Source organism: Marinobacter adhaerens HP15 (assembly GCF_000166295.1).
Lineage (GTDB): Bacteria > Pseudomonadota > Gammaproteobacteria > Pseudomonadales > Oleiphilaceae > Marinobacter > Marinobacter adhaerens.
The window spans coordinates 3,190,213-3,217,175 of record NC_017506.1 but is presented as its reverse complement, the minus strand read 5'-3'; the positions used below and the strand labels follow the sequence as shown (position 1 = coordinate 3,217,175).

Below are 26,963 nucleotides of genomic sequence, written 5' to 3'. Positions count from 1 at the left end.
AAGCATCGCAAACAATGAGGTGAGTTATGGCACTTTCTGCCAACGAGAAAGCACAGATCGTTAAGGATTTTCAGCAAGGTGATGGCGATACCGGTTCCCCTGAAGTTCAGGTGGCACTGCTGAGCGCGAACATCAACAAGCTGCAGGATCACTTCAAGGCCAACAAGCAGGATCACCATTCCCGCCGCGGCCTGATCCGGATGGTAAACCAGCGTCGTAAGCTGCTGGACTACCTCAAGCGCAAGAACGCCGATCGTTACCTGGAGCTCATCCAGCGTCTGGGTCTGCGTCGCTAATCCGGGTCTTTACGACCTGAGGGCTGTGCCGGTACGTCCGGCGGCAGTCGTCAACCAGCAGTCCTCCTCGCGGGGACTGCTGGTTGTGTTTTTTCCCACTGCAGTTGGATTGTCTGTGTGTTCGAAGGATTCCCTGTCGTAATGGAAAGCCGAAATTGATAGCAGGTTGTTGAAAAGCCCGGGCCTGGCGGCCTCCGGAACTGCCGCCTCCCAGACCGGGGTTTTGCAACAGCCTGTTAGCTTTCAGACGGGTTGCTCTTCAGACCACAGCACATCATCTGCAGAACTATGGTTCGAGCGCAGGGGCGCCCGGAACGAATCAATCTGGAACAGATAGACCAGGAGTTTTTTGTGGATCTGAAACCTTTCAAGAAATCATTTGAGCTTGGCGGCAAAACCGTCACTCTGGAGACCGGCCGTATTGCCCGTCAGGCAACCGGTTCCGTACTGGTAACCGTGGATGATATTTCCGTTCTCGGCACCGTTGTTGGCGCCAAAGAAGCCAAGCCCGGCCAGCCGTTCTTCCCGCTGACCGTGAACTACTTCGAGAAGACATACGCCGTGGGCAAAATCCCCGGTGGCTTCTTCAAGCGCGAAGGTCGTCCTTCCGAAAAGGAAACGCTGACCTCACGCCTGATCGACCGTCCGATTCGTCCGCTGTTCCCGAACGGCTTCATGAACGAAGTTCAGGTCATCACCACGGTCATGTCCTCCAGCAAGAACCAGGACCCGGATATTGCGGCGATGCTGGCGGCGTCTGCCGCTCTGTCCATCTCCGGTATTCCGTTCGATGGCCCCATCGGTGCGTCCCGCGTCGGTTACACCAACGAGCGCGGTTACTTCCTGAACCCGACGTTTGAAGAACTGCAGACCTCCCTGCTGGATATGGTCGTTGCCGGTACTGAAGATGCGGTTCTGATGGTTGAATCCGAAGCCAAAGGCCTGACCGAAGACCAGATGCTGGGCGGCGTGCTTTATGGTCATCAGGAAATGCAGACAGCGGTTACCGCCATCAAGGAATTTGCTGCTGAAATCGGCAAGCCCCGTTGGGACTGGCAGCCGGCCGCCGAGAACACCGAGCTGCTGAATGCCATCAAGGCCGACTTTGCCGGTGCTATCGAGGAAGCCTACGGCATCCGTGACAAAATGGCCCGCTACGAGCGTCTGGGCGAAGTAAAAGCCGCTGCCGTTGAGAAACTGGCCGGTGAAGAGGAAGGCCAGCCTTCCGAAGACGAAGTCAAAAAGTACTTCGGCAAGATCGAGAAGAGTGTGGTTCGCCAGCAGGTCATTGATGGCAAGCCGCGGATCGATGGTCGTGACAACAAGACTGTCCGTCCGATCGAAATTGAAGTCGGTGTTCTGCCCAGCGTACACGGTTCCGCCCTGTTTACCCGTGGCGAAACCCAGGCCATCGTGACCACTACTCTGGGTACGTCCCGTGATGTGCAGATCATTGATGCACTGGAAGGCGAGCGCAAGGATCCGTTCCTGTTCCACTACAACTTCCCTCCGTACTCCGTAGGTGAAGCTGGCCGTGTAGGCACCCCGGGCCGCCGCGAAGTTGGTCACGGTCGTCTGGCCAAGCGTGGTGTTCTGGCTGTTATGCCGACCCTCGAAGAATTCCCGTACGCCATCCGCGCGGTTTCCGAGATCACCGAGTCCAACGGTTCCAGCTCCATGGCCTCTGTCTGTGGTTCCAGTCTGGCGCTGATGGACGCGGGTGTACCCATCAAGGCACCGGTTGCCGGTATTGCCATGGGTCTGGTCAAGGAAGGCGACAAGTTCGCGGTTCTGACTGATATCCTGGGTGACGAAGATCACCTGGGCGACATGGACTTCAAGGTGGCCGGTACCCAGGAGGGCGTGACCGCCCTGCAGATGGATATCAAGATCAACGGCATCACCGACGAGATCATGGAAATCGCTCTCGAGCAGGCTCACGCTGCGCGTCTGCATATCCTGGGCGAGATGAACAAGGTGATCTCCGAGCCCCGTGCCGAGCTGTCTGCCCGTGCGCCGAGCATCACCACCATCAAGATCAATCCGGAGAAAATCCGCGACGTTATCGGTAAGGGCGGTTCTGTTATCCGCGCGATCTGTGACGAGACCGGCGCCTCCATCGATCTGGATGATGATGGCAACGTGAAGATCTACGCCGACAACCAGGAAGCTGCCCAGGCGGCGGTTAACCGGGTCAAGGAAATCACGGCCGAGATTGAAGTGGGTGCCATCTACAAGGGCCGCGTAGAGCGCATTGTGGACTTCGGTGCCTTCGTTAACATCCTGCCTGGCAAGGATGGTCTGGTGCACATTTCCCAGATCTCTGATCGCCGCATCGAGAACGTGACTGACGAGCTGAGCGAAGGTCAGGAAGTTCTGGTGAAGGTGCTGGATGTGGACAACCGTGGTCGTGTGAAGCTGTCCATGAAGGAAATCAAGGAAGGCGATCAGCCGACCGATTTCTCTGCCTGATCGTTTTCGGGCTTGATAAAAACCCGCCTTTCTTTTGGATTGGCGGGTTTTTTATTGCGCTTGGCTTGGTTGCAAGCGGCTGTTGGGTTTCCCTTTTCAAAAGACGCTACGAGCACATCCATGTGCGCTTGTTTCGGGCCGTCCTTGGCCCTCAACACTTTTGAAAAGGGAAACCCAACAGCCGCCCACACTCTATCGCCCAGCATTCATGAAGCGAAGCACCTCTCTCCGGTACCCGGGAATAACAAACGTCGCCCCGTGAGGCGTATCCGTCTGCAAGAACTCTTTGGGCTCCTGTGCTGCCTCAAACAGCGCCTCTCCATGATGAAAGGGAATAATCCCGTCCCGAACGCTGTGGATCACCATGACCGGCACCGGGCTGATTCTGGGAATATGGTCCAGGCCCTCGTAGTCATCAGGAATCGTCCAGCTTAGCGGAATCTGCAACGGCCAGGTAAGCCAGAACCCACCTAATTTCTCCCGGGCGATCTTGCGAAAGCCGGAGAAGGTACCATCCAGGATTACACCGTCCAGCCGGGGCTGTTCCTCCCTCTGAATCCATTCACTGGCCAGGGCGATTCCGAGACCGCCGCCGAGGCTCTGGCCGAGGATGTATAGGGGGCGGTCGGTCACGTCAGGTTTTTGGGCCAGCCAACGCAGGCCGGTTTCCACGTCGTGCAGCGCGCCTTCGATGTCCGGGTCACCGGTGGATTTGCCGTAGCCCCGGTAGTCGATGGTAAAGACGTTGTAGCCTTTCTCGGGCAGCCACGCTACGTTGAGGATGTGGCTGCTGACGTTCTGGGCGTTGCCATGCAGGAAATAGACTGTGCCCCTGGCGTTGTTCTCAGGGGCTTCTGCGGGCAGCCACCAGCCATGGAGGGTTTCGCCGTCGGCCGTGTCGAGGTAGATGTCTTCGTATTCGAGGTTCAGTCGGTCCGGGGTGATGTAAGTCACCCGATCCGGGTAGAAGAAGACGCTGCTGCAACCGGATAGCAGCAGAAGCGCAACCAGAAGCCCGCTTAGCCGGGCCGTGGTGGTGGTCAGAAATACGCGTGGATTCCGGCGTGCCATAGGCTTTGATACCTGTCGTAGTGGTCTTCCCGGGTGAACTCGGCAAACAGACTGAACTCGCGGCCGATATGCCAGTTGGCTTTGGCGTAAAGCTGATCCTGGCGGTGTTGGCTGCTGACGATCCAGGCCTTGGTTTTGGCACCGGCGAGCAGGCTGAACTGGTTGTTCTGATGGAGCAGGCCGATGTCGGCGCCCGGGGCAGCATCGTAGCCTCGGCGCAGGTCGTCGTCGATCTCCAGGTCGGCGGTGGCGATGGCAAAGGCCTGGGTCTGGTTGCCAAGGCGCCAGCTGCCGCCAGCTCCGCCCTCAAGGTAGGGCGTCAGGACCCGATCGTTGCCAGTATCCGTGCGGCGGCCACCAAAACCTACCTGCCAGGACAGTGGAGAGAAAAAGGCGTTCCGCGGGCTCAGGGAGCGGATTTCCACGCCGGTAAGCTGTTCCAGTTGAAGTTCGTCGTTGTCGGTATACAGGCGCGCGTCGAGTCGGAGGAACTGCAGCTGGGCACCGGTACGGTAGCCGGCCGGCGGGTCCAGCACATCGTGGTAGGCCGGGCGCAGGGTCAACTGGGTGAATTCCCTGTGTGCCTGCTGGCCTGCTCCGAGGCTCAGGCGGAAGGTGTCGTGGCCCTGATCATCCCGAACTACCGGTTCTGGTGGTTCCTCGGGCGGTGCGACGTCGCTGATCTGGCTGCGCTCTCTCAACAGGTCATGGGAGAGTGGTGCGGCGATTTCACGGGGCCAACCGTCGGCCTCGCTCTTGTATCGAACATAATCGTAAGTGGCGTCCAGAACATGTGCTCGTTGCTCGGCTGGCAGTGACTTCACTTCGCTACCATCAGCGGCTACATATCCGTTGGCGACCGCTGCCGCAAGGGTCTGTTGATCGTCAGGCAGGGTTGAGAGACTGTAGGCCACCGATGTGGCAGCAGAAGGCCGGTAGTAGACTTCGCTGACCAGATCCTTGTCGACCACCCAGCGAACCGTGTCCGACGGAATGGCGTGAGTGCTTACTTCCCCCAAAAGGTCCGTGCCCGGGCGGGCAATGTCTATCAGCGCCAAAAGGCGATAGGCACAGTTCTCGTCGAAGAAGTAGTAATCGAAATTCCGGTCCCTGATCTCCCAGGCATGGGCGATCATCAGGTCCACTTCATCCTGGGTGAGATTCAGTTTGTACTCCCACAGGTCACGATGTTCGATGTCGGAGTAAAGCCGAATTTTCTCGTAGTACGGCTGGACCGTAGTGATGCCGGGATAGCCGCCGAAAATGCCCTTGTACGCGAACAGCAGTTCACTGTCGTGGGCGGCGGCATCAGCGGCATAGGAGATCGTGTTGGCCAGCAGCAGGTTGGTTTCGTCGTCATCCTGGGGTGGGTCCAGGCGCAGAAACGTGTGCCCGAACATGGAAGACGGGCTGTTGAGATAAGAGGCGGCAAACACCAGGGTCACCGTCTCGGTGTTCAATGTTTCCGACCATTCCTGGAAGCCGGGACACTCGATCTCCGGTAGCGACAGATCAAGTTGCTGACTGAGCCAGGTTGCCCGTGCCGGGAAGCGGCAGAGGGCGTGGTCGTCGCCTTCCCCGTCTTTCTGGATAGCATCCAGGGTGGCCTTGAGCTCTGCCCGGGGGGAGTGCTTGCCATTTTCGCTCAGGAAAAAGGCCGGATCGTCGGCCTGGCTGGTATATCCGCTACCAAACCTGTCGGGTTGATAATGAATGAGTGTAAGCCAGGCAGGGTCGAGATGGAGCTCGGTTGCGTGTTCAGGCGAATTGGCCTGGGTCGGCAGGCTGACTGCAAGCCAGATCAGGGCTGGCCCAATGCGAAGCATGTTGCCCATGGGTTGGTGCTGCATCCGGGGTTGAACAGGGTAGAGAATGGAACGATGCGCCGTCCCTGGCGCATGAGAGTCCCTTCAAGGAGCCTGGATCAGGCTGCTACGTATTTGCTGAGTGACTCGTTTTGCTCCAGGAGCGCGACGATGGCGTCCACGGCTTCACCGGAGGTGGTGTCAGAGTTCGGGAAAATGGTGGCAAAGTTGTCCTGCAGCACCTTGCGGAAGGTGTCCCGGTCAGCTTCGTCGACGCCCAGAAGCACTGCCAGGGTGTCCAGGTTCTCACCGGAACCGCGGGACATGTCCCGGGCCACCTTGTCGATGTTGCTGTCCATGTACATGGCCATGGACTGAACAGACTGGTTGGTCTGGCAGCCAAGGGTGCCTGTGGTCATACCAAACGTCTGGTTACCAAAGGTACCGTTGGTGGTTGCAGCGAGTACGTGGGGGGCAATGCCGGATTGTCCTTTCCAGATCATGGCACCGACGCCACAGCCCGGTTGGGCAAAGGCCATAGAAGAGGCACCAAGAAGAATTGCACCTGCGATCAGTTTTTTCATTATCCACTCCTTCCTGTGGTTTAAAGCTGTCGTCGCAATACACAATGCTGCCCCTGACGTGGAGCAGCATTGCGAAAACGGCCCTGACTGGTCTTGTGGAGACAGGTTGACCGTTGATCTGAGTATAGTTGAAATCCAGCCAACGCAAGTTTAAAGATTGGTGAGTATTTGATTTAGCCCAAAAAAACCGGAGCAGCGTGCATGCTCCGGTTTTATGCTTCGAGGCAAGGATCCAGGATCAGCCGCCCAGATAGGCGTTCTGGACATCCGGGTTGTTGAGCAGATTCTTACCCGTGTCGTGCAGGCGAATCTTTCCGGTTTCCAGCACGTAACCCCGGTCTGCCAGGTTGAGGGCCTGGTGGGCATTCTGCTCGACGAGGAAAACCGTAATGCCTTCCTCGCGAAGCTGGCCGATGATCTCAAAGATCTGCTTGATGATCAGCGGCGCCAGGCCCAGTGATGGTTCATCAAGGATGATCATCTCTGGCCTGCTCATCAGTGCCCGCCCGATAGCCAGCATTTGCTGCTCGCCGCCAGACATGGTGCCGGCACGCTGATGTTCACGTTCCTTGAGGCGCGGGAAGAGCTCGTAGACGTGCTCCTGGCTCTTGCGGATTTCGGCCTTGGTGTTGAAGAAACCACCCATATGGAGGTTTTCCTCCACGGTCAGGCCCGAGAACACCCGACGCCCCTCCGGAACAATGGCGATGCCGGAGCGCATGATCTGCGCCGTGGATTCGTTGGTGATTTCCCGGCCCTCCAGGAAAATGCGTCCTGAACTGGCCCGGGGGTTACCGCAGACGGTCATCAGCAGCGTGGTCTTGCCGGCGCCGTTGGCGCCGATCAGCGAGACGATCTCACCCTTTTTGACTTCGACAGACACCCCGTGCAAGGCCTCGATCTTGCCGTAGTGGGTATGGACATCTTCTAGTACTAGCATGTGTTTACCTCAGGCCTCGCCCAGATATGCTTTGATCACGTCGTCGTTCTGGCGGATTTCTTCCGGTGTGCCACTGGCCAGGGGGCGGCCCTGGTTGATGACGTTGATGCGGTCGGAAATATCCATTACCAGGCTCATGTCGTGCTCAATCAGCACTACGGAAACGTTGTAGTCCTCTTTCAGGCTGATAATCAGCTGGTTGAGTTCCTTGGTTTCCGCCGGGTTGAGGCCGGCTGCCGGCTCGTCGAGCATTAACAGCTTGGGCTCGGTGACCATGCAGCGGGCAATCTCCAGGCGCCGTTGCTGGCCATAGGCCAGGTTGCCAGCCTCCCGGTTGGCCATGTCGAGCAGGCCTACCCGATCCAGCCAGTAGGCGGCCCGGTCCAGGGATTTCTGCTCTTTCTTCCGGTAACTGGGTGTCTGGATGAGGCCGGAAATCAGGTTGGTGTTCAGGTGGCGATGTTGTGCCACGAGCAGGTTTTCCACCACCGTCATCTGGCTGAACAGCCGGACATGCTGGAAGGTGCGAACCATCCCCAGACGGGAGATCTTGTAGTCAGGCTTGCCCTGTACTTCCTTGCCCTCGAATAGGATCTTCCCGCCCGTGGGCTTGTAAAAACCGCTCATGCAGTTGAATACAGTGGTTTTTCCAGCCCCGTTGGGGCCGATGATGGACACAATCTCGTGTTCCTGAACGTCCAGAGACACTTCGTCTACCGCCAGCAGGCCGCCAAAGCGCATGGACAGATTCTGTACTTCAAGCATCGTCTGTCACTCCTGCCTTTTCAGTTCAATATGAATGCGGCGCATGGGCATCAGGCCCTGCGGACGCCAGACCATCATCAGCACCATGGCGGCACCGAAGATCAGCATGCGGTATTCGGAGAACTCACGGGCCAGTTCCGGCAGGATGGTGACAGCGATTGCTGCCAGTACCACGCCGATCTGGGAACCCATGCCGCCGAGAACCACGATCGCCAGGATGATGGCAGACTCCAGGAAGACAAACGATTCCGGGCTGATGAAGCCCTGCTTGGAGGCGAACACAGTGCCGGCGAAACCGGCAAAGAAGGCGCCAATGGTAAAGGCGGACAGCTTCACTGCGGTGCGGCTGAGACCCAGGGAGCGGGCAGCGATCTCGTCTTCCCGCAGTGCTTCCCAGGCCCGGCCCACGGGCATCCGCATGAATCGACGGATTACGAGCGCGGTGAATACCGCCAGAACCAGGGCAATGAGGTACAGGAAGATAACCTTGTGTTCACCGCTGTAGGCGATGCCGAAGGTTTCGTGGAACGAGGTGTTGCCCTCTTCCTTCACCCGGCGCCCGAATTCCATGCCGAACAGGGTTGGATCGGGGATGCCACCAATGCCGTTGGGGCCACCAGTCAGCGTCGTCCAGTTGTTCAGAAGTATCCGGATGATCTCGCCAAACCCGAGGGTTACGATGGCCAGATAATCCCCCCGCAACCGGAGTACCGGAAAGCCCAACACCAGACCGAACAATGCGGCAAGCAGAGCACCAATAGGCAGCGCCAGCCAGAACGAAATGCCGGTGTACTGGGAGAGCAGGGCAAAGGTGTAGGCGCCCACGGCGTAGAACGCCACATAGCCAAGGTCCAGCAGCCCGGCCAGGCCAACCACCACGTTCAGGCCAAGGGCCAGCATGATGTAGATCAGCACCAGGGTCGCGAGATCCACCGCACCGCGTGACACGAAGAACGGCCAGAACAGGGCGAGAACCACGATGCCGGTCAGTACCCAGGATTCGATCTTTGCGCGGCGGTTTTCCGCCATCGGCTCCTTGTTGGATTGAGGCAGAGGATGGGGAATGCTCTTCAGGCCCCCCATGATCTGTTCCCGGAACATCTGGAACAGGAATACGATCACCGCCGCGAACAATACCATCACGATGGTGCTGGCATCGGCGCCGGTCAGGGTCACGTTGATGCCCTGGGCCTCAAGATTGAAGCCAATGATCGGGTAGGAAATGATCAGTGTAATGAACGCGCAAAAGAGCGCGTGTCTGAAATTGTTAGCAGCCATCAGATCTTCTCAACCTCCGGTTTGCCGAGCAGGCCGGTGGGTTTGAACAGCAGAATCAGAATCAGCAGGCTGAACGAGATCACATCCTTGTACTCACCGCTGAGGTAGCCGGAGGTCATGCTCTCTGCCACGCCCAGTATCAGTCCGCCCAGCATCGCGCCGGGTATGCTGCCAATGCCGCCAAGTACCGCTGCGGTAAAGGCTTTCAAGCCGGCAATGAAGCCGAACAGAGGATCAACCGAACCGTAGTACATGCCCAGAAGCAGGCCGGCAACGGCTGCCAGTGCCGCACCGATCACAAAGGTTGCCGAGATGATCCGGTTGGTGTCGATGCCCAGCAGGTTGGCCATACCCAGGTCCTGTGACACCGCCCGGCAGGCGCGGCCAGTCCGCGAACGGGATATAAACAGGGACAGGGCTGTCATACAGATCAGTGTGGTGATGAAGATGGTGATCTGCATATAGGACAGGGACATCTGGAAACCGTCACCGGAACCGAAGTTGAAACCACCGTCGATCAGGGCCGGGAAACCAATGTTGCGGGATCCCTGTGCCAGGTGAACGTAGTTCTGCAGGAAGATGGACATGCCGATGGCAGAGATCAGCGGGATCAGGCGGTGACGCCCCCGCACGGGCCGGTAGGCCACCCGTTCCACTGCCCAGCCCATGGAGCTGGAGACGATCATGGCACACAGCAGTGCGACGATCAGGATCAGTGGCAACCAGGCAATGCCAAGAGCGGCGAGGCCGGTAATGGCAATCAGCGCCGTGTAGGCACCGATCATATAGATTTCACCATGGGCAAAGTTGATCATGCCGATGATGCCGTAAACCATCGTGTAGCCGATGGCGATCAGGGCGTAAGTGCTCCCGATCGTCAGCCCGTTAATGAGCTGCTGTGAGAAATAAAGGAGGTCTTGCATTGTTATGGGACTCCGAAAGCCTGCTCCCTCCGCTACCACACCCCGTGTCCGGGATATCCGGGCAGGAAGTGGGGGAGGATCAACAGGAGCCTAGAAAAACACCTTCTCCCGGATCGCGGTGAGAAGGTGTTCTCATGATTACCGTTTGTTAACGATTTGGCTTAGTTTACCGGAGTTTTGCTTCCATCTGAATGCCATTCGTACACAACAAACTCGAATGACTTCATGTCGCCGGCCTTGTCGTATTCAACGGTGCCGATCGGAGTCTGGAAGGTGCCTTCGCGCAGCGCAGCGGCAACATCGAACGGATCGGTAGAGCCAGCGGCTTCAATGCCTTCGGCGACCAACTGGACAGCGGTGTAGGAGGTCAGAACGAACGGACCGGAAGGATCTTCACCCTTGTCTTCGAACGCCTTCACCAGCGCCTGGTTTTCGGCTTTCTGGTCGAACGCCGGTGGCAGGGTTACCAGTAGACCTTCGGCGGCTTCGCCGGCGATGGTGTTGATGTCCTTGTTACCCACGCCTTCGGGGCCCATGAAACGGGCATCCAGGTCAGCAGAGTTTGCCTGGCGCAGGATCAGGCCCAGTTCCGGGTGGTAACCGCCGTAGTAGACGTAATCCACATCGGCCTGCTTGAGCTTGGTGACCAGTGATGAGAAGTCCTTGTCACCGGCGGTGATGCCTTCAAACATGGCGATTTCAACGCCAGCGTCCTTCAGGGTGTCACGAACAGCGGTGGCAATACCTTCACCGTACTGCTGCTTGTCGTGAACAATAGCAACGCGTTCCGGGTTCTGGGAAGCAATGTAACGAGCCGCGACCGGGCCCTGCATGCTGTCCAGGCCGATGGTACGGAATACCAGCTCATAGCCACGCTCGGTAATTTCCGGGCTGGTGGAAGCCGGCGTCACCATCAGGATGCCTTCATCTTCGTAGATGTCAGATGCGGGCTGGGTAGAGCTGGAGCACAGGTGGCCAATTACGAAACGAACGCCATCGTTGACCAGGCTGTTGGCAACCGTTACGGCCTGCTTCGGGTCACACACGTCGTCGTATTCAACGGCAACGAGCTCTTCGCCCATGACACCGCCATTGGCGTTGATCTGCTCGATCGCCATGCGGGCGCCAGAGAATTGCATGTCACCATACTGGGCAACGGGGCCAGTCATGGGGCCGGCGATACCGATCTGGATTTCTGCGGCGGCGTGGCCGGCACCCATCAGGGCGACGGAAGTACTAACAGCGGTTACGAGTTTTTTTACTGAAGTTCTCATTGAGTCTGTCCTGTTTTATTTCAGGGTTATTCTTGTGTTCTCAGAGAGTTAAACAAACACCACACCTCACTGCTTGTCAAGCAGATGGCTCTGGAGTTTGCTCCGGAACACGGGCCTGTCTGCAAAGGCAAAACCCGTGCCGCTCTGAACGTTGTCACGCGTCCCTGCCGTCTTCTTCATCCTCTGAGACCAGCGCCCGGAAGCTCTCATGTTCGCGGAGCTGGTCAAAACTCACGTCTACGGAAGCATCGTCGCGGTATGCCTCGGAAATTTCAATAGCTTTCTTCAACGTACTGACTGCGTCTTCCCAGCGGCCGATTTCCGCATAGGCGCATGCCAGCTGATAGTGCGCGTGGCCATTATCCGGTGCAAGCTTCAGCGCGCGTTGGCAGAGACTGATTGCCCACAACGGTTCCTGCATTTCCAGGACAGCGTCGGCCTTGTAGCTCAGAGCTTCCACATCATCCGGGCGAAGATCCAGAATCTGGTCGTAGGCGGAAATCTTGTTCTGCTGTGAGGTTTCCTGGCTGGCTTTCAGCCACAGGGAATGCACTTCGTTGGTGCGCTCGATCTCGGCCTGGTTCTGGTGAATGATGTCGGATTTCTGCTTGAGCTGGTCCTCGATGAACTCAAGCCGCTGCTCATACTCGATCACCAGCTCGTTGACCCGTTTTTCGGCCAGGCTGGTCAGCTGATTGCGCATATCCCGGATGGAGTTCCAGCCGATAACAACGAGAATAGAGGTGGCGCCAGCGATCAGGTAGAAAAAATAGGTGACGGTGTCTGTGGCATAGGACATGGTTTTATCCGCTACCGACAGCTCCTTGTCGACCACCTTTTCGATCAGCTCTGCCCGGGTATTCTGCATTTCCTTGCGCAACGCTTTGCTTTCTTCCAGCAGGTACAGCTCCACAAAGGGCGTATACATGGGTTCGTCCAGCGTTTTGATGCTCTCTTCCAGATCCTCTGCAGTGAGCTCTTTCTCTGGCCCCAGTTTTTCCTGGGCGAGGAGGGTGCCAGTAAATGTTGTCATCAAAAGAAAAGGCAGGAAATACTTGATCATCGGGCGCATTCCGTCCGTCTGTCGTAAGTGGAACAAGTGGGAAACCTTAGCATAGTGGACGGCTGAAAAAATGCCGGGAATCTCCCTGACTTGCAATCACGGGTGCAAAGACCTCTAATAGTTAGGGGTATAAAGAAATTCCCATGACCGAATCGGAGTATTGCTGTGAACAGTTATGAAGATGTACTGGTGGCTCTCAGGCGGGTTATCCGGGCGACGGACCTTCATTCGAAGCGCCTCAGCAAGCATGCCGGGCTCACGGGGCCCCAGCTGCTGATCATGAGAACGATTCGGGATCTGGGCGAGGTGACTATCGGCACCATTGCGGAAAAGGTCAGCCTCAGCCAGGCGACGGTTACCACCATCCTGGATCGCCTGGAGCATCGGAAACTGGTTTATCGGGTACGCAGCACCCAGGACAAACGTAAGGTTCACGCGCACCTGACCGAGGAAGGCGCAGATCTTCTGGCCCGGGCGCCCAATCCGTTGCAGGAGGATTTCATTCAGAAATTCCAGAGCCTGGCGGAATGGGAGCAAACCATGATTCTGGCCTCGCTTCAGCGGGTGGCCAACATGATGGATGCCGATGATATTGATGCATCACCGGTGCTGACCGTTGGGTCAGTTCTCAAGGATGACGGATGGAAGGAAAAAGCCTGACCTCAATGAGCCAGGCTTTCTCCTGCTATTAGTGCACCGAAGACCCTTTCCTCGGCTTATTGCCGAAGCACACCTGGAAAACATCGCTGTAATGCTTGGCAAAGTTCACCACCAGGCCTTCCTTCAGGTACTCCGGCAGCTCCTCGTAATCGCCCCGATTTGCTTCCGGCAGGATCAGATTGCTGATTTTCTGTCGCCGCGCCGCAATCACTTTCTCGCGAATACCGCCCACCGGCAGCACCTGTCCGGTCAGGGTCAGCTCCCCGGTCATGGCGATGTTCTGCTGCGGTGCTTCCCGTCGTGCGATCGACAGCAGGGCGGTTGCCATGGTGACGCCGGCACTGGGGCCATCCTTCGGCGTGGCGCCTTCGGGCACGTGCAAGTGCACGAAGGACTTGTCGAAGAAAGTCGGGTCGCCTTTGAAGCGCTTGAGGTTTGAGGACACATAGCTGTAGGCGATTTCTGCGGACTCCTTCATGACATCACCCAGCTGGCCCGTCAGTTTGAAGCCGCGTTGCGAGCTGTGAATCCTGGAGGCCTCGATGCTCAGGGTGGCCCCGCCCATGGCGGTCCAGGCCAGGCCAGTGACAACGCCGGTACCTTTCAGGGATTTCTCTTTCTTGAACGAAGGCTGCCCCAGATAACTCTGCAGATCCGACACGCCCACCTTGACCGGCTGGTCCGGATTTTCCAGCAGCTTCACGATCCCCTTGCGGAGTATCTTGTGCAGGAGTTTTTCCAGGCTCCGCACGCCCGCCTCTCGCGCATAGCCCTCAATAACCTGCTTGATCGCTGCGTCCGTGATGTTGAGCTGCTTTTTCAGCAGCCCCGCCCGCTTCAGCAGCCTGGGAAGCAGGAAGTGCTTGGCGATGGCCAGCTTTTCTTCCGCGATGTAGCCGGACAGACGAATGACATCCATGCGGTCCAGCAACGGCCGCGGAATCGTGTCCAGCTGGTTGGCCGTGCAGATGAACAGAACCTTGGAGAGGTCCATACGAACATCGAGATAGTGATCAAGAAAATCCCGGTTCTGTTCCGGGTCCAGCGTTTCCAGCAGGGCGGATGCCGGGTCACCCTGGAAGGAAGCGCCGATCTTGTCGATCTCGTCCAGCATGATCACCGGGTTCGCAACCTTGGAATCCTTCAGCGCCTGAACAAACTTGCCCGGCATGGCGCCGATGTAGGTCCGACGGTGGCCCTTGATTTCGGCTTCATCACGCATGCCGCCCACGCTGAAGCGGTAGAATTTCCGGCCCAGTGCGTCCGCCACGGAATGGCCTATGGACGTTTTGCCAACGCCAGGTGGGCCTACCAGCAAGAGGATCGAACCGCTGACCTCGCCCTTGAACGTTCCTTCCGCCAGAAATTCGATGATTCGGTCTTTCACATCGTCGAGGCCGTCGTGATCGCGGTCGAGTATCCGCCGTGCTTCGGCCAGATCGAAGTGGTCTTCCGAGTGAATGCCCCAGGGAACCTGGGTCAGCCAGTCCAGATAGTTACGGGTAACGCCATATTCCGGGGAGCCCTGTTCCAGCACCTGCAGTTTTTCGAGTTCATCCCGGAAACGCTCCTGCACAGCCTCGGGCGGTTGCAGCTCTGCCATGCGCTGCTCGAAACGCTCCACGTCTGCGGTCTTGTCGTCCTTGGCCATGCCCAGCTCACGCTGGATGACCTTGAGCTGTTCCTTCAGGAAGAACTCGCGCTGGTGCTTCTGTACCTTGGCGTTAACCTCTTCGCTGATTTCCGACTGCAGCCGAGCGACTTCCTGTTCCTTGCGCATCAGGAGCAGGACTTTTTCCATGCGGCGGAGCAGGGGAACGGTGTCCAGCACATCCTGCAATTCGTTACCCGGAGCGCTGGTCATCGAGGCGCCAAAGTCGGCAAGCGGAGAACTGTCATCCGGTCCGAACCGGGACAGGTACTGTTTTACCTCCTCGCCGTACAGCGGATTGGTGCGCAGCAGTTCCTTGATCGCGCTGATAATGGCGAGGGTGTAGGCCTTGAGTTCGTCTGCCTCTTCTTCCGGTTCTGCCGGATATTCCACTTCAACCAGGTACGGCGGTTTGCGGCGCAACCATTGGACAATCCTAAAGCGTTGAAGCCCCTGGGCGATGAACTGAACCTTGCCGCTTTCATTCTGGGCATGATGTACGCGCACGGCGCAGCCGACGGTCTCCAGCTGTTCGCTGGAAGGTACGCCTGCCTCCGCATCCTCTTCTTCCACAAAACAGATACCCATGACCTTGTGGTCGGTTTCGCCGACCCGCTTCAGGGTTTCCTGCCACGGATTCTGGTTGACCACCACAGGCTGCACCTGGGCCGGGAAAAACGGACGGTTCGAAACCGGCAGCACGTACATGCGCCGGGGCATCATCTGCTGGGGCAGGGCAAGGCTCTTGCTGTGCTCGTCCTTGCCGATATATTCGGTCACGTCCTCTTCGAATTCCTCTAGTGAATCGTTTTGCGTCTCATCATTCATGCCGCGAGTATCCATCCGGAAAGGTTGTGAATCTGCCCGGGACGGGCTGCTGCGTCATTGCCCCGGGGCGTTGCTTATTAGCTATGTAACGGCAGATACGGTGATTTCAAGGAGTTGGGTTGGCGCTGTTGGCGCTTGAATTTCCGGGAGTTGGCCCCATGTCTCTGGCAGTTTCCGATGATTCATACGACTTTTCAGGTGCCTTGCATGAGCAACTCTCCGTATATTTTTGACGCCACCATGGAAAACTTTCAGCAGAAGGTGATGGAAGCCTCTGCCAGCACACCCGTTCTGGTCGATGTCTGGGCTGAGTGGTGCGCTCCGTGCAAGCAGTTGATGCCCTTGCTGGAAAAACTCGCTGAGGATTACCAGGGCGCGTTCATGCTTGCCAAGGTGAACGCCGACGAGCAGGAGCAGCTTACCTCCAGCCTTGGTGTGCGCAGTCTGCCAACGGTCATTCTGGTCAAGAATGGCCAGGCGGTGGATGGGTTTAACGGTGCGCTGCCGGAAAACGAAATCCGCAAGGTTCTGGACAAGCATGTTGAAGCGCCAAAGGAGGATCCGTATGACAAGGCCCATCGGATCTGGGAAGAGGGCGATGTTGAGGGAGCGCTGGCCATCCTGTCGCAGATGAACCAGGAGGATCCCGAGAACCTGAAGGTACTGATTGATCTTGCCCAGCTGAAAGCGGAGATGGGTGATCTTGAGACGGCTGAACAGGTACTGGAAAGCCTTCCGCCGGAGGAGAAGATGCAGCACCAGGCAAAGCAGTTGGCGGCCCGCCTGAAGTTTCTCCGGCAGTCTGCCGAGCTGCCACCGATCAAGGATCTCGAAATGGCGCTGGAGCAGGATCCCAAAGACCCGAACGCTCTGCATCAGTTGGCGCTCCACCACGTATTACAGGAGAACAACGCCGAGGCCATGGATCTTCTGATCCGTTTGATGCAGGTGGACAGTAAATACAAGGACGAAGTGGCCAAGACAACGCTGATCGAGCTGTTCGACAAGCTGGGTAACAATAACCCGGATGTGCGGACCTATCGGCGAAAGCTCTATACCCTGATGCACTGATTAGGTTGCTCGGGGAGATCAGAACCCGAGGTTGAATCCGGGGCCGGGTGAATGTGTTCATCCGGCCCTCGTTCAAGCAAACACAATGCTCAAGCTCCCACCCCAGCCAGACAATTGCGAACTCTGCGAACGCCCGGTTGCCAGGCTCACCCGGCACCACCTTATCCCCAAGCACCTGCATCGGAAGAAGCGCTTCCAGAAACTGTTCACCAAAGAAGATCTGATCACCCGAACCCTGTGGGTGTGCAGACCCTGTCACAACGCCATTCATAAAGCTCGCTCGGAATACGAACTGGGTCTGTACTTCAACACCCGGGAAAAGCTGCTGCAGCTGGAGGAGTTGCGGACGTTTGTTGAGTGGCTCAGGGACAAGCCAGAGGGGTTTGTGCCCAAGTTTGTGAGGCAAAAATAACGAACCTGATCCAATGACTAATAGATGCAGTATTCATAGGCTCATTTATTGGGAGAGGTCGTTATGCGTAGTCGAAAAGATGATCGTCGAATTCAGCGATTCCTGGCTTTGAGCGCCCTTATTCTTCTCACTCCATGGATCCTCATTGCCGGCTTGCTGGCGATGGAGAACGTCCAGGACGGGGTTCTGGGTAATGGTGGTCTGCAGGTAGCGTTGATTGGCATTATCGGGGCTGTGTTCGGAGCCCTGGTCTTTTGGGTTATTCCCAACTGGAAAGCGCGTCGTTCCAATCGCTGAAAAGCAAAGCGGCCCCGTCACTGGGGCCGCTTTTTTTATCACGCCAGGGCCGGCCTTTAGCCGTTACCCTTCTTCATCTCTTCGTACTCATCCTCAAAGAAGAACTTCTCTTCGCCAAAGGCTGGTTCCAGTTCGTGTAGCCAGGTGGCCGTCTCGCTGTACTTGGCGAAGAACGGGCGCTGAACCCAGTCCGGATTACGACCCTGCAGGAAGCGCAGGACGAACACCTTCTCGCCGTTGATTTCAGTTATACCCTGAATCTCCACCTTGCCGGGGCCGGCGCTCATGGAGGGGCCGCGGGCGGTCCGGGCCAGGCCGCTGACCTTTTTCATGGCTTCCCGATAGATGTGGAAGGCTTCGGCGAGAGGTACTTCAAAGTAGTTTTTGGCACCGGTGTCCCGCTCTACAAACATGTAGTAGGGGATGATGCCCAGCTGCACTTCTTTCTTCCACAGTTTTGCCCAGGCGTCGGCATCGTCGTTGACGTGCTTGATCAGCGGGCCCTGGGCTCGGATCTCGGCGCCGGTGGCGCGGATACGTCGGATGGCCTCTTCGGCGATCTCGGTGGTGATTTCCTGCCAGTGGTTGTAGTGGGCCATGATGGCCACGTGCTTGCCGGCGTCCACGAGACGGGCGAACAGATCGATCAGCTCATCCGCATCTTTATCGGTCACAAAGCGGTAGGGCCAGAAGGTGAGGGCCTTGGTGCCGATGCGGATGGTCTGGATGTGGTCGAACTCGGGCTCCAGCAATGGCTCGAGATACTGCACCAGGTTCTTGGTTTTCATGACCATTGGATCACCACCGGTCACCAGCAGGTCGGTTACCTCGGTGTGCTCCTGCAGGTAGCCGTGGAGCTTCTCGGCTTCGGTGCTGGCCATTTTCAGGTCCTTGTCACCGACAAACTGTGCCCAGCGGAAACAGAAGGTGCAGTAAGAGTGGCAGGTCTGACCCTGGGCCGGGAAAAACAGCACTGTCTCGCGGTACTTGTGCTGAACACCGTCGAGCACCTCACCGTCCAGCTCGGGCATGTTCATTTCCATCTGGCCTGCCGGGTGCGGGTTCAGTTCATCCCGGATTTCCTTGGCAACCGCCTGGATCTCTTTTTTGTCGGCACCTTCACGGTGCATTGTTGCCATGCGCTCGTAATGCTCTTCTTTCAACATGCCTTTCTGGGGGAAGACAAGCTGATAGATCGGGTCGTTGGGAACCTTGTCCCAGTTGATCAGTTCATTGATCACATATTCGTTGACCCGGAAAGGTAGCACGCTGGCTACCACCTTCATTTCAAATAGCGTCTCCTCAGGGAGATTCTGAATGACTTCAATCTTGTCGAGCTGGCGGTCTGTGTAGACCTTGAAACGCCGTTCCTCGAACTCCGTAGTGGGAATTCGGTTCGGAAAGGTGACGATGGAGTTCATAGATCGCCCTCTGTTGGTGCCAATGACAGAAAAGTGGTCCGACCACTTTTCGGTGGTTAAAAATCAGGCAGGCGAGTATACATAAACGGGAGATTATTTTCAGGTCTAATTAAAAAGTTCCGGTAAATTAGATGAGTAGAAGAGTTAAAGGCTCAGAATATTCAACAAAAATCGCTAACAGCGGCGAATGTGTAGCGAATTGCGGCGAGGATATCGTTTAGCGTGGTAATCAATTTTCCGGTTGATAAGAATGCTACGACATTGGTCGCAGTCTGGTTGTCTGCTGGTCCAAAAACGGTCATTCTTCCGTAACTAACCGCAAAGAGCGCCCCTGAAATGGATTTAGATAGGGTGTAAATTGAATTTAGCGTTAAAAATGTAGTAAAAAGACGACGAAATGGGTTGGCTGATCCGCGCGCTTCATCGGCATACCGATCATTCGTGGGGCCAAAAGCCCGTAAATCGGGGGCGATCGGGCAGGAAAAGTGTGAAAGCTGTTCTATGCTTTGTACAGGTTCTGTGTACTGGGAGCCGGTACACCTGTCAGGCTGACATACCCACAACAAAACACTGCATTTCATCGCAGCTTATCGACACCGCAACGCGCCCGGCTGCTGATCGTGGCGGCGCTGCACTTTTTGATGCCAAGGGGAGGGTTTGATGTACCAGGACGATGATCCCATTGAAACCAGTGAATGGCTGGACGCGCTGGAATCTCTGATCGAGAACGAAGGCGTAGACCGGGCCAAATACATTCTTGAGAGGCTCTCCGAACGGGCGAGCCGTGACGGAACCGAGCTGCCATATTCCATTACCACGCCATTCCGGAACAGTATTCCTGTGTCCCAGCAGGCGCCGATGCCCGGCGACCTCTTCATGGAGCGCCGTATTCGCTCCCTGATCCGCTGGAATGCCATGGCCATGGTTATGCGCGCCAATCAGCGTCCCGGAGATCTTGGCGGCCATGTTTCCTCGTTCTCGTCGGCTGCGACCCTCTACGATGTTGGCTTTAACTACTTCTTCCACGGTGGCGACGAAAAGCGCGAATCCGATCTGGTTTATTTCCAGGGGCACTCATCTCCGGGCATCTATGCACGCTCCTATCTTGAAGGCCGGTTCGATGAAAAAGATCTCGACAAGTATCGCGAAGAGGTAGATGGCACCGGCCTTTCGTCCTACCCGCACCCCTGGTTGATGCCGGATTACTGGCAGTTCCCCACGGTTTCCATGGGTCTGGGCCCGATTCAGGCCATTTATCAGGCTCACGTAATGAAGTACCTGGACAGCCGGGAGCTCATCGAGATGGGCGACCGCAAGGTCTGGTGCTTTGTCGGTGACGGCGAGTGTGACGAGCCGGAAACCCTGGGGTCCATCTCCATGGCCGGCCGGGAAAACCTCAGCAACCTGATCTTTGTGGTTAACTGCAACCTTCAGCGTCTGGACGGCCCAGTCCGTGGTAATGGCAAGATTATCCAGGAACTTGAGGGTGTCTTTCGCGGTGCCGGCTGGAACGTGTTGAAGGTCGTCTGGGGTCGCCACTGGGATCCCCTGTTCGAGAGGGACAAAGAAGGGAAGATGCAGCGCGTCATGGACGAGGTCTGTGACGGCGACCTTCAGAACTTCAAGAGTAATGGCCCGGCCTATACCCGTAAGAATTTCTTCGGCAAGTACCCCGAAACAGCCAAGCTCGTTGAGGACCTGTCGGATGAGGAGATCAACAAGCTCAACCGGGGTGGCCATGATCCTTACAAGATCTATGCAGCCTTCCATCATGCCATCAACAAGAACGGTGGGCGTCCGACCGTCATACTGGCTCATACCATCAAAGGCTATGGCTTTGGTGAGGCCGGCGAGGCGCAGAATACCGCCCACTCTTTGAAGAAGCTTGATATCGAGCAGCTTAAATCGTTCCGCGACCGCTTTGCAGTGCCGCTGAAGGATGAGGAGCTCAAGGACGTTCCCTACTACCGGCCAGCGCCGGATAGCCCGGAAATTGTCTATATGAAGAAGCGCCGGCAGGAATTGGGTGGTTTCTATCCCAAGCGCCGCAAGGATTGCCAGCCGCTGCAGATTCCTGATCTGGACATCTTCAAAGCGGTACTGGAAGGCTCCGGCGACCGGAAGATCTCCACCACGATGGCCTTCGTCCGTATCCTGACAGCCCTGACCAAGGACAAGCGCATCGGCAAGCGTGTGGTACCCATTGTGCCCGACGAAGCCCGTACCTTTGGTATGGAAGGCATGTTCCGCCAGCTCGGCATCTACACCGCCGAAGGCCAGAAGTACGTTCCGGAAGACCGTGATCAGATCATGTACTACCGGGAAGACAAGAAAGGCCAGATTCTTGAGGAAGGTATCAACGAAGACGGCTCCATGGCAGCGTGGATGGCGGCCGCGACCTCCTACAGCACCAACAACTTCCCGTTGATTCCGTTCTACATCTTCTATTCCATGTTCGGTTTCCAGCGGGTTGGCGATCTGGCGTGGGCATCCGGTGACATCCAGGCCCGTGGTTTCCTGATCGGCGGTACCGCCGGCCGGACCACCCTGAACGGCGAAGGCCTGCAGCACCAGGACGGCCACAGTCACGTGCTGGCTAACACCATTCCGAACTGTAAAGCCTACGATCCGGCTTACGGTTATGAAATGGCGGTCGTGCTCCGCAAGGGTATGAAGGAGATGTTCGAGGACAACCAGAACGTCTTCTACTACCTGACCATCGAAAACGAGAACTACGAACAGCCTGCAATGCCCAAGGATTGCGAAGACGGCATTATCAAGGGCATGTACAAGTTCGAGTCTGTCGAAACCAAGGGCAACAAGAAGACGCCTCGGGTTCAGTTGCTTGGTGCGGGCGCTATCCTCAACGAGGTGCGTGCTGCCGCCCAGATGCTGAAAGACGACTGGGGTGTCGCGTCCGATGTGTGGAGTGTTACCAGCTTCAACGAGCTCGCCCGTGAAGGCCTGCACGTAGAGCGCTGGAACCGCCTGCACCCGGATGACAAGCCGAAGAAGGCGTATGTTACCCAGTGCCTGGAGAAACAGACCGGGCCAGTGGTTTCTTCCACCGATTACATCAAGCTGCACTCCGAGCAGCTCCGGGCGTTCATCCCGAAAACCTACCTGACCCTGGGCACCGACGGCTTTGGCCGCAGCGACACCCGGGAAAAGCTGCGCAGCTTCTTTGAAGTCGACCGTTACTACGTAACAGTCACGGCGCTGTCAGCTCTGGCCAAGGACGGTGAGGTGAAGAACGATGTGGTTCTCGAAGCCATGCGCAAGTACGGAATCGATCGCAACAAAACGAACCCGGTGCTGAGCTAAGGAGACCGCCATGAGTGAACAGGAAATCAAGGTTCCGGATCTCGGCGGTGCGGATGAGGTCGAGGTTATCGAAATCACCGTCAGTGCAGGGGATTCGGTTGAAGCAGAAGATCCGATCCTGACCGTAGAGTCAGACAAAGCCTCGGTGGAGCTGCCGTCGCCCGGTGCCGGCAAGATCACCAAAATCACCGTTAAGGTGGGCGACAAGGTCAAGGAAGGCGACGTCGTGGGGATGATGGAAGCCAGCGCCGATGGTGGTGGCTCTGACGATTCCGAGGAAGAGCCGGAAGGAAAAGCCGAGGAAAAGAGCGAAGCCGATAAGCAGGAGAAATCCGAAGAGAGCAAGCCGGCGCCGAAGAAGGCTTCCGGGGGCTCACGCAAGGAGACCGTGAAGGTTCCTGCGCTGGATGGCTTCGACAATGTTCCGGTTATCGAAATCAATGTTGCCGAAGGCGATACCATCGAGGCTGACGATCCGCTGGTTACCGTGGAATCGGACAAGGCCACCATGGAGATTCCCTCGCCGTACTCGGGCAAAGTGGGCAAGATCCTGGTGTCAGAGGGTGACAAGCTCTCCGAGGGCCATGAGCTGCTGGAGATGACCGTCCAGGAAGAGGGCGGCGAAGCGGAAGACGACTCCGAGCCGGCGTCTGAAGAGCCGGCGAAGGAAGAGAAGTCGGAGCCCAAGTCCGAAGAGAAGCCAAAGCAGCAAGCAGAGTCTGCCCCTGAACCTCAGGGTGCAACCTATGAGCCGCCCACGCCTGGCGCGAAGGTCCATGCTGGCCCTGCTGTTCGCAAGCTGGCCCGTGAGCTGGGTGCCGATCTGGCCCGCATCAAGGGCTCTGGCCCGAAGAGCCGGATTATCAAGGACGATGTCCACGCCTATGTGAAGAGCCAGTTAAAGCAGGCTCAGCAGGGTAGCGGTGTTGCCACCGGCTCCGGTATCCCCGGGGTCAAGCTGCCAGACTTCAGCCAGTTTGGTGAAGTGAAGCGTGAGGCCATGTCGCGGATGATGTTCGCCACGGCCAACAACATGCAGCGCAGCTGGCTTAACGTGCCTCACGTCACCCAGTTCGAGGATGCGGACATCACCGATATGGAGGATTTCCGCAAGGCCCAGAAGGCAGCCGGCGAGAAGAAGGGCGTTAAGATGACGCCGCTTCCGTTCCTGCTGAAGGCCTGTGCCACGGCGCTGGCAGAACTGCCCCAGTTCAACGTGTCTCTGGACATGGAGCGCAAGGAGGTGGTTCGCAAGAAGTACATTCACATCGGGATTGCGGTGGATACGCCCAACGGGCTGATGGTGCCGGTGATCAAGGATGTGGACAAGAAGGGCTTGTGGGAGCTTGCTGCCGAGAGCGCCGAGCTTGCCCAGAAAGCCCGGGACAAGCAGTTGAAGCCGGCAGAGATGCAGGGTGCCTGTTTTACCATCACCAGTCTGGGTGGTATTGGCGGCACCGCGTTTACGCCGATTGTGAATACGCCGGAGGTGGCGATTCTTGGGGTGTCCAAGGCGGCGATGAAGCCGGTTTGGGATGGTAAGGAGTTCCAGCCCCGCCTGATGCTGCCGTTGTCGCTGTCTTACGATCACCGGGCGGTGAATGGGGCCGATGCGGCCCGGTTTACCACGGTGCTCAGTCAGCTTCTTGGGGACATTCGTACCCTTCTGCTGTGATAGCTGCTAGATCCGCTCCCAGCCTTTGAGGTTTGGGGGCGGCGAGAGGCGGGCAATACGATTCAGGACACGCTACGAGCCCATCCATGGGGGCTTGTTTCGGGCCATCCCTGGCCCTCTACAGTCCTGAATCGTATTGCCCGCCTCTCTCGTTTTAGCTCCTTCCTGTTCTTCTCTTTCCTTCAGTGCCGACAATGGTCTTCCAATGATTGCCATTCACTAGCACTCTGGGCCAGCAATGTTCAGAGAGGTCCGTTATAAATTCGGCACAAACAAAAACCCCGGCCGGAGCCGGGGTTTCTGCTGAGTTAACTAACTTCTAACGGAAGAATTAGAAGCCGTACTGCGCCGCAAAGATGATGCGGTTTGCGTCAGTGGAGTCACCGGCCACAGTTTCCTGATCGAAGTAACCGTACTCAACGCCCATCATGACGTTTTGTACCGGTGACCACATGTAGTTCAGGAAGATATTCTGGTTGGTTTCAGCATCAGCATTGGTAGTTGCACCAGCTGCAATCGCGTCGTCCAGGTCCAGAGTAGTGGTGCCGTAGCCCAGGTTGATGCTACGACCACCGCCGAGGGCAACACTGGTACCAATCGAGCCGCCGTAGCCTGCGATGGTTTCAATGCTGTTACCATCTACATAGGCGCTTGGGCCAAAGTAGTTGCTGCCTGAACGCCACAGATACCCGTTGGCGCCGTCGGTGTAGTTGATTGCACCCTGAATGGAGATCATATCGCTCAGAGCAAACTTGGCCGCACCAAACACTGCGTAGCCCATGGCGCTGTCGTCATTGGTGCCGTCGTCAGCGGTAACCTGGCTGATCAGCGCTGCAGCTGAGTAGGACAGAGCATCAGCGGAATCTTGGATGCGGGCAGTCAGGGCAGGTGCAGAGGTGCGAGTGTTGCCGCCAGCACCCAGAACACCCTGTGAGCTCGGATCTTCAAGGGAGAAGGAAAGAGCGCCAGTGGTGTAACGAACCTGCTCGGTACGATCCTGGCTACCAGCTGTGCCTGCCAGGCTGTCGAAGTCCAGAGTCGGAGTGTTACCTACGAAGCTGGTGTAGTTGGACCAGTTACGGCCGGCCATGAAACCGTTGTATTCACCGTACGCGTGACGCATACGCAGACTGCCTGCACCGTTGCCGGAACCACGGAAGTCACCTTCAACGGTGATCGCAACGCCAGACGCGTGCTTGACTTTAACGCCCAGACGGCTCTGCTGTACGTCAGCGCCGAAGTGGCCAGTTACGTCTTCGTTAGCGGGAGTGAAAGAACCTGCACGGGTGGATACGGCGCGGTTGCCGTCCAGGTCATAGCTCATGTTCAGACGAGCGTAGCCATACAGGCTCGCTTCGGTATCGTCACCTACGTTCAGCGTAAGTGCGCTCGCTTGAGAGGCAACCCCCATTACTACTGTTGCTGCCGTCGCACGAATTGCCAATCTCAGTTTGTTGCTTTGCATCGTTGTTGTCTCCACACATTTTTGTTGTTGGACCCAAAAACAAGGTAGTTACGAATTCGTGACAATTCAAATAAATTCATGCAGAAATTAGACGAATGTCTATAACAGCTTTTCGTTCATATACAGACATCTGCAGTTGCCAATGAGGCGTAAAGTTGTTCCATGACGTCCGAAAGTACAGTTATTGAGTCAGCCACGTTCGCGTTTCTTGATATTGAAACCACCGGCGGTAATTCAGCCCGGGACCGGATTACCGAGATTGGTATCCGGTTCTGGCGGGCCGGCGAGGTGGTGGGTGAGTGGCAGACGCTGCTGAATCCGGAAACGCGGATATCCCCGTTTATCGAGAACTTTACCGGCATTTCCAATGAGATGGTCGCCGATGCCCCGTTGTTTGAAGAGGTGGCGGATGAGCTGGAGGCGCAACTCAAGGGCAAGGTGTTTGTCGCTCACAACGCCCGCTTTGATTACGGCTTTATCAAATCCGAGTTCCGCAGACTGGGGCGCCTTTTCTCAGCGAAGGTGCTGTGCACGGTAAAGCTTTCCCGGCGGCTGTATCCGGAATTCCGGCGGCATAACATGGACGCGCTGATAGCCCGCCATGGCCTTGCCCGGGTTCAGCGCCACCGGGCCATGGGCGATGTGTCCGCCATGCTGGCGTTCTTTGAGCATGCGCGTTCGGAAAAAGGCGACGGGAAGTTCGATAAGGCCCTCCGAGAGCTGCTGCAACGGCCTAGTATTCCATCTCATCTTCCGTCGGATACGCTTCAGGACCTGCCCCGGGGCCCTGGGGTATATCGGTTTTACGGCGAAAACGATGTGCTTTTATATGTGGGCAAGAGCACCAATATTGCCCAGCGGGTGGCCTCGCACTTTTCCGGCGATCATAACTCTGCCCGTGGTGTAAGGATGTCCGAGAGTCTGCGCCGTGTTGAGTGGACGGAAACTGCCGGCGAGCTTGGCGCGCTCTTGCTGGAGCTCAAGCAGATCAAAACCCTGAAGCCTCTGTTCAACCGTCGCTCCCGGGCGGCCAAGAATCTGGTGAGCATTGAGCTGTCGAGAAACGAGGCGGGGTATCTCCAGGCGCGCCTGGTTCGTGAAATCGAGCCCCACCGGTTGGGGGATTATTTCGGGTTGTTCCGCAGCAAACGGGATGCCGAGCGGGCATTGAGCGGCATCGCGGCCAAGAATGAACTGTGCAACCGGCTGCTCGGCCTGGAGCCCGAGCACGAGGGTCCTTGTTTCCAGCGCGCGCTGGGGCGCTGCAAGGGTGCCTGTGAGGAACTCGAGAATGTCGAGCGCTATAACCTCAGGGTGCAGATTGCCTTCCACGGCCTGCGACTGAAAACCTGGCCCTGGAAAGGGCCGGTCGGGATCGTTGAGCGGGATGAGCGGTCCGGGCGCACGGACATCCTGGTGGTTTATAACTGGATGCATGTCGCCACCCTGCATGAAGAGGAGGCGCTGGCGGATCTCTCACTCAGTGGCCAGGCAGTCACCTTTGACCTGGATTCCTACAAACTTCTGATCGGCGCCCTCATGGACAGAAAAAAGGGCGGGCACGAACAGCAGCGGGTGATCGAATTGCCTGCCATCGGGGAACCGGATGTTCTTATGCCGTGAGTGGCGTATTATGGTGCAGGAGTCCGCACACCTACTTACTTGTTTGGTGCGGCCACTCTACTATT

22 protein-coding genes are annotated in these 26,963 nt (G+C 57.1%); 9 read left to right on the top strand and 13 right to left on the bottom strand.

Annotation, left to right across the window (positions count from 1 at the left end; translation table 11 throughout):
* The first annotated feature begins 26 nt into the window (after window positions 1–26).
* On the top strand, window positions 27–296 hold the full coding sequence (rpsO, locus tag HP15_RS15205) for a 30S ribosomal protein S15 (protein WP_008171539.1): 270 nt from the start codon (window positions 27–29) through the stop codon (window positions 294–296).
* Between the two features lie 288 nt (window positions 297–584).
* The gene (gene pnp / locus HP15_RS15200; RefSeq protein WP_014578290.1) at window positions 585–2,768 is read left to right on the top strand and encodes a polyribonucleotide nucleotidyltransferase; all 2,184 of its coding nucleotides are present in this window, start codon (window positions 585–587) and stop codon (window positions 2,766–2,768) included.
* On the opposite strand, the gene HP15_RS15195 is transcribed toward pnp, so the two are convergent.
* The 10 genes from HP15_RS15195 to HP15_RS15150 form a co-directional block, all read right to left on the bottom strand.
* On the bottom strand, window positions 2,744–2,974 hold the full coding sequence (locus tag HP15_RS15195) for a hypothetical protein (RefSeq protein WP_041645600.1): 231 nt from the start codon (window positions 2,972–2,974) through the stop codon (window positions 2,744–2,746). The two genes, pnp and HP15_RS15195, sit on opposite strands and share 25 nt — an antisense overlap.
* Window positions 2,961–3,839: an alpha/beta hydrolase gene (locus HP15_RS15190; protein WP_041645598.1), complete on the bottom strand. Its 879-nt coding sequence runs from the start codon at window positions 3,837–3,839 to the stop codon at window positions 2,961–2,963. Before HP15_RS15190 ends, HP15_RS15195 begins: the two co-directional genes overlap by 14 nt.
* The gene (locus HP15_RS15185; protein WP_041645595.1) at window positions 3,809–5,674 is read right to left on the bottom strand and encodes an Lnb N-terminal periplasmic domain-containing protein; all 1,866 of its coding nucleotides are present in this window, start codon (window positions 5,672–5,674) and stop codon (window positions 3,809–3,811) included. Before HP15_RS15185 ends, HP15_RS15190 begins: the two co-directional genes overlap by 31 nt.
* Window positions 5,675–5,763: 89 nt before the next feature.
* The gene (locus HP15_RS15180; protein ID WP_014578287.1) at window positions 5,764–6,228 is read right to left on the bottom strand and encodes a DUF3015 domain-containing protein; all 465 of its coding nucleotides are present in this window, start codon (window positions 6,226–6,228) and stop codon (window positions 5,764–5,766) included.
* 238 nt (window positions 6,229–6,466) lie between these two features.
* Window positions 6,467–7,168 carry an ABC transporter ATP-binding protein gene (locus HP15_RS15175; protein ID WP_008171549.1) on the bottom strand — a complete coding sequence of 234 codons (702 nt, stop codon included), beginning with the start codon at window positions 7,166–7,168 and terminating at the stop codon, window positions 6,467–6,469.
* Window positions 7,169–7,177: 9 nt separating this feature from the next.
* Complete coding sequence (gene livG, locus HP15_RS15170) at window positions 7,178–7,933, bottom strand: high-affinity branched-chain amino acid ABC transporter ATP-binding protein LivG (RefSeq protein ID WP_014578286.1); 756 nt, start codon at window positions 7,931–7,933, stop codon at window positions 7,178–7,180.
* Window positions 7,934–7,939: 6 nt separating this feature from the next.
* Window positions 7,940–9,211 carry a high-affinity branched-chain amino acid ABC transporter permease LivM gene (locus HP15_RS15165; RefSeq protein WP_014578285.1) on the bottom strand — a complete coding sequence of 424 codons (1,272 nt, stop codon included), beginning with the start codon at window positions 9,209–9,211 and terminating at the stop codon, window positions 7,940–7,942.
* Window positions 9,211–10,134, bottom strand: coding sequence for a high-affinity branched-chain amino acid ABC transporter permease LivH (gene livH, locus HP15_RS15160; RefSeq protein WP_014578284.1), 924 nt, complete (start codon window positions 10,132–10,134; stop codon window positions 9,211–9,213). The genes HP15_RS15165 and livH overlap by 1 nt, the downstream gene beginning before the upstream one ends.
* Before the next feature lie 161 nt (window positions 10,135–10,295).
* Window positions 10,296–11,408, bottom strand: a complete 1,113-nt coding sequence (locus tag HP15_RS15155) for a branched-chain amino acid ABC transporter substrate-binding protein (protein WP_014578283.1) — start codon at window positions 11,406–11,408, stop codon at window positions 10,296–10,298.
* Between the two features lie 154 nt (window positions 11,409–11,562).
* A complete protein-coding gene (locus HP15_RS15150; RefSeq protein ID WP_041645593.1) occupies window positions 11,563–12,471 on the bottom strand; it encodes a TPR end-of-group domain-containing protein in 909 nt (302 codons plus the stop codon).
* 165 nt (window positions 12,472–12,636) lie between these two features.
* Between HP15_RS15150 and HP15_RS15145 the strand changes: the two genes are divergently transcribed.
* Complete coding sequence (locus HP15_RS15145) at window positions 12,637–13,131, top strand: MarR family winged helix-turn-helix transcriptional regulator (RefSeq protein ID WP_008171562.1); 495 nt, start codon at window positions 12,637–12,639, stop codon at window positions 13,129–13,131.
* A gap of 28 nt (window positions 13,132–13,159) precedes the next feature.
* On the opposite strand, the gene lon is transcribed toward HP15_RS15145, so the two are convergent.
* Entirely contained in the window at window positions 13,160–15,610 is a 2,451-nt protein-coding gene (lon, locus tag HP15_RS15140) for an endopeptidase La (RefSeq protein WP_041645590.1), read from the bottom strand.
* Window positions 15,611–15,817: 207 nt separating this feature from the next.
* On the opposite strand from lon, the gene trxA reads away from it, so the two are divergent.
* From trxA to HP15_RS15125, 3 genes are all read left to right on the top strand, one after another.
* On the top strand, window positions 15,818–16,681 hold the full coding sequence (gene trxA / locus HP15_RS15135) for a thioredoxin (RefSeq protein ID WP_014578279.1): 864 nt from the start codon (window positions 15,818–15,820) through the stop codon (window positions 16,679–16,681).
* A gap of 85 nt (window positions 16,682–16,766) precedes the next feature.
* Window positions 16,767–17,093, top strand: coding sequence for a hypothetical protein (locus HP15_RS15130; RefSeq protein WP_014578278.1), 327 nt, complete (start codon window positions 16,767–16,769; stop codon window positions 17,091–17,093).
* A 63-nt stretch (window positions 17,094–17,156) separates the two neighbouring features.
* Window positions 17,157–17,390, top strand: coding sequence for a hypothetical protein (locus HP15_RS15125; protein WP_014578277.1), 234 nt, complete (start codon window positions 17,157–17,159; stop codon window positions 17,388–17,390).
* A gap of 56 nt (window positions 17,391–17,446) precedes the next feature.
* Here the strand turns inward: HP15_RS15125 and HP15_RS15120 are convergent, their stop codons facing one another.
* A complete protein-coding gene (locus tag HP15_RS15120) occupies window positions 17,447–18,811 on the bottom strand; it encodes a KamA family radical SAM protein (protein ID WP_014578276.1) in 1,365 nt (454 codons plus the stop codon).
* 660 nt (window positions 18,812–19,471) lie between these two features.
* On the opposite strand from HP15_RS15120, the gene aceE reads away from it, so the two are divergent.
* Both aceE and aceF read left to right on the top strand, forming a co-directional pair.
* On the top strand, window positions 19,472–22,135 hold the full coding sequence (gene aceE / locus HP15_RS15115; protein WP_014578275.1) for a pyruvate dehydrogenase (acetyl-transferring), homodimeric type: 2,664 nt from the start codon (window positions 19,472–19,474) through the stop codon (window positions 22,133–22,135).
* A 10-nt stretch (window positions 22,136–22,145) separates the two neighbouring features.
* The gene (gene aceF / locus HP15_RS15110; RefSeq protein WP_014578274.1) at window positions 22,146–23,810 is read left to right on the top strand and encodes a dihydrolipoyllysine-residue acetyltransferase; all 1,665 of its coding nucleotides are present in this window, start codon (window positions 22,146–22,148) and stop codon (window positions 23,808–23,810) included.
* Between the two features lie 331 nt (window positions 23,811–24,141).
* On the opposite strand, the gene HP15_RS15105 is transcribed toward aceF, so the two are convergent.
* Window positions 24,142–25,275: a DcaP family trimeric outer membrane transporter gene (locus HP15_RS15105; protein ID WP_014578273.1), complete on the bottom strand. Its 1,134-nt coding sequence runs from the start codon at window positions 25,273–25,275 to the stop codon at window positions 24,142–24,144.
* A gap of 162 nt (window positions 25,276–25,437) precedes the next feature.
* Between HP15_RS15105 and HP15_RS15100 the strand changes: the two genes are divergently transcribed.
* Window positions 25,438–26,898, top strand: coding sequence for an exonuclease domain-containing protein (locus HP15_RS15100; protein ID WP_014578272.1), 1,461 nt, complete (start codon window positions 25,438–25,440; stop codon window positions 26,896–26,898).
* The last annotated feature ends 65 nt before the right edge of the window (window positions 26,899–26,963 follow it).

Bases quoted from the DNA above. Each gene is read 5' to 3' on its own strand.
- rpsO (WP_008171539.1), top strand. From the start codon at position 27: ATGGCACTTTCTGCCAACGAGAAAGCACAGATCGTTAAGGATTTTCAG.
- pnp (WP_014578290.1), top strand. From the start codon at position 585: ATGGTTCGAGCGCAGGGGCGCCCGGAACGAATCAATCTGGAACAGATA.
- HP15_RS15195 (WP_041645600.1), bottom strand. From the start codon at position 2,974: ATGCTGGGCGATAGAGTGTGGGCGGCTGTTGGGTTTCCCTTTTCAAAA.
- HP15_RS15190 (WP_041645598.1), bottom strand. From the start codon at position 3,839: ATGGCACGCCGGAATCCACGCGTATTTCTGACCACCACCACGGCCCGG.
- HP15_RS15185 (WP_041645595.1), bottom strand. From the start codon at position 5,674: ATGGGCAACATGCTTCGCATTGGGCCAGCCCTGATCTGGCTTGCAGTC.
- HP15_RS15180 (WP_014578287.1), bottom strand. From the start codon at position 6,228: ATGAAAAAACTGATCGCAGGTGCAATTCTTCTTGGTGCCTCTTCTATG.
- HP15_RS15175 (WP_008171549.1), bottom strand. From the start codon at position 7,168: ATGCTAGTACTAGAAGATGTCCATACCCACTACGGCAAGATCGAGGCC.
- livG (WP_014578286.1), bottom strand. From the start codon at position 7,933: ATGCTTGAAGTACAGAATCTGTCCATGCGCTTTGGCGGCCTGCTGGCG.
- HP15_RS15165 (WP_014578285.1), bottom strand. From the start codon at position 9,211: ATGGCTGCTAACAATTTCAGACACGCGCTCTTTTGCGCGTTCATTACA.
- livH (WP_014578284.1), bottom strand. From the start codon at position 10,134: ATGCAAGACCTCCTTTATTTCTCACAGCAGCTCATTAACGGGCTGACG.
- HP15_RS15155 (WP_014578283.1), bottom strand. From the start codon at position 11,408: ATGAGAACTTCAGTAAAAAAACTCGTAACCGCTGTTAGTACTTCCGTC.
- HP15_RS15150 (WP_041645593.1), bottom strand. From the start codon at position 12,471: ATGATCAAGTATTTCCTGCCTTTTCTTTTGATGACAACATTTACTGGC.
- lon (WP_041645590.1), bottom strand. From the start codon at position 15,610: ATGAATGATGAGACGCAAAACGATTCACTAGAGGAATTCGAAGAGGAC.
- trxA (WP_014578279.1), top strand. From the start codon at position 15,818: ATGAGCAACTCTCCGTATATTTTTGACGCCACCATGGAAAACTTTCAG.
- HP15_RS15130 (WP_014578278.1), top strand. From the start codon at position 16,767: ATGCTCAAGCTCCCACCCCAGCCAGACAATTGCGAACTCTGCGAACGC.
- HP15_RS15125 (WP_014578277.1), top strand. From the start codon at position 17,157: ATGCGTAGTCGAAAAGATGATCGTCGAATTCAGCGATTCCTGGCTTTG.
- HP15_RS15120 (WP_014578276.1), bottom strand. From the start codon at position 18,811: ATGAACTCCATCGTCACCTTTCCGAACCGAATTCCCACTACGGAGTTC.
- aceE (WP_014578275.1), top strand. From the start codon at position 19,472: ATGTACCAGGACGATGATCCCATTGAAACCAGTGAATGGCTGGACGCG.
- aceF (WP_014578274.1), top strand. From the start codon at position 22,146: ATGAGTGAACAGGAAATCAAGGTTCCGGATCTCGGCGGTGCGGATGAG.
- HP15_RS15105 (WP_014578273.1), bottom strand. From the start codon at position 25,275: ATGCAAAGCAACAAACTGAGATTGGCAATTCGTGCGACGGCAGCAACA.
- HP15_RS15100 (WP_014578272.1), top strand. From the start codon at position 25,438: ATGACGTCCGAAAGTACAGTTATTGAGTCAGCCACGTTCGCGTTTCTT.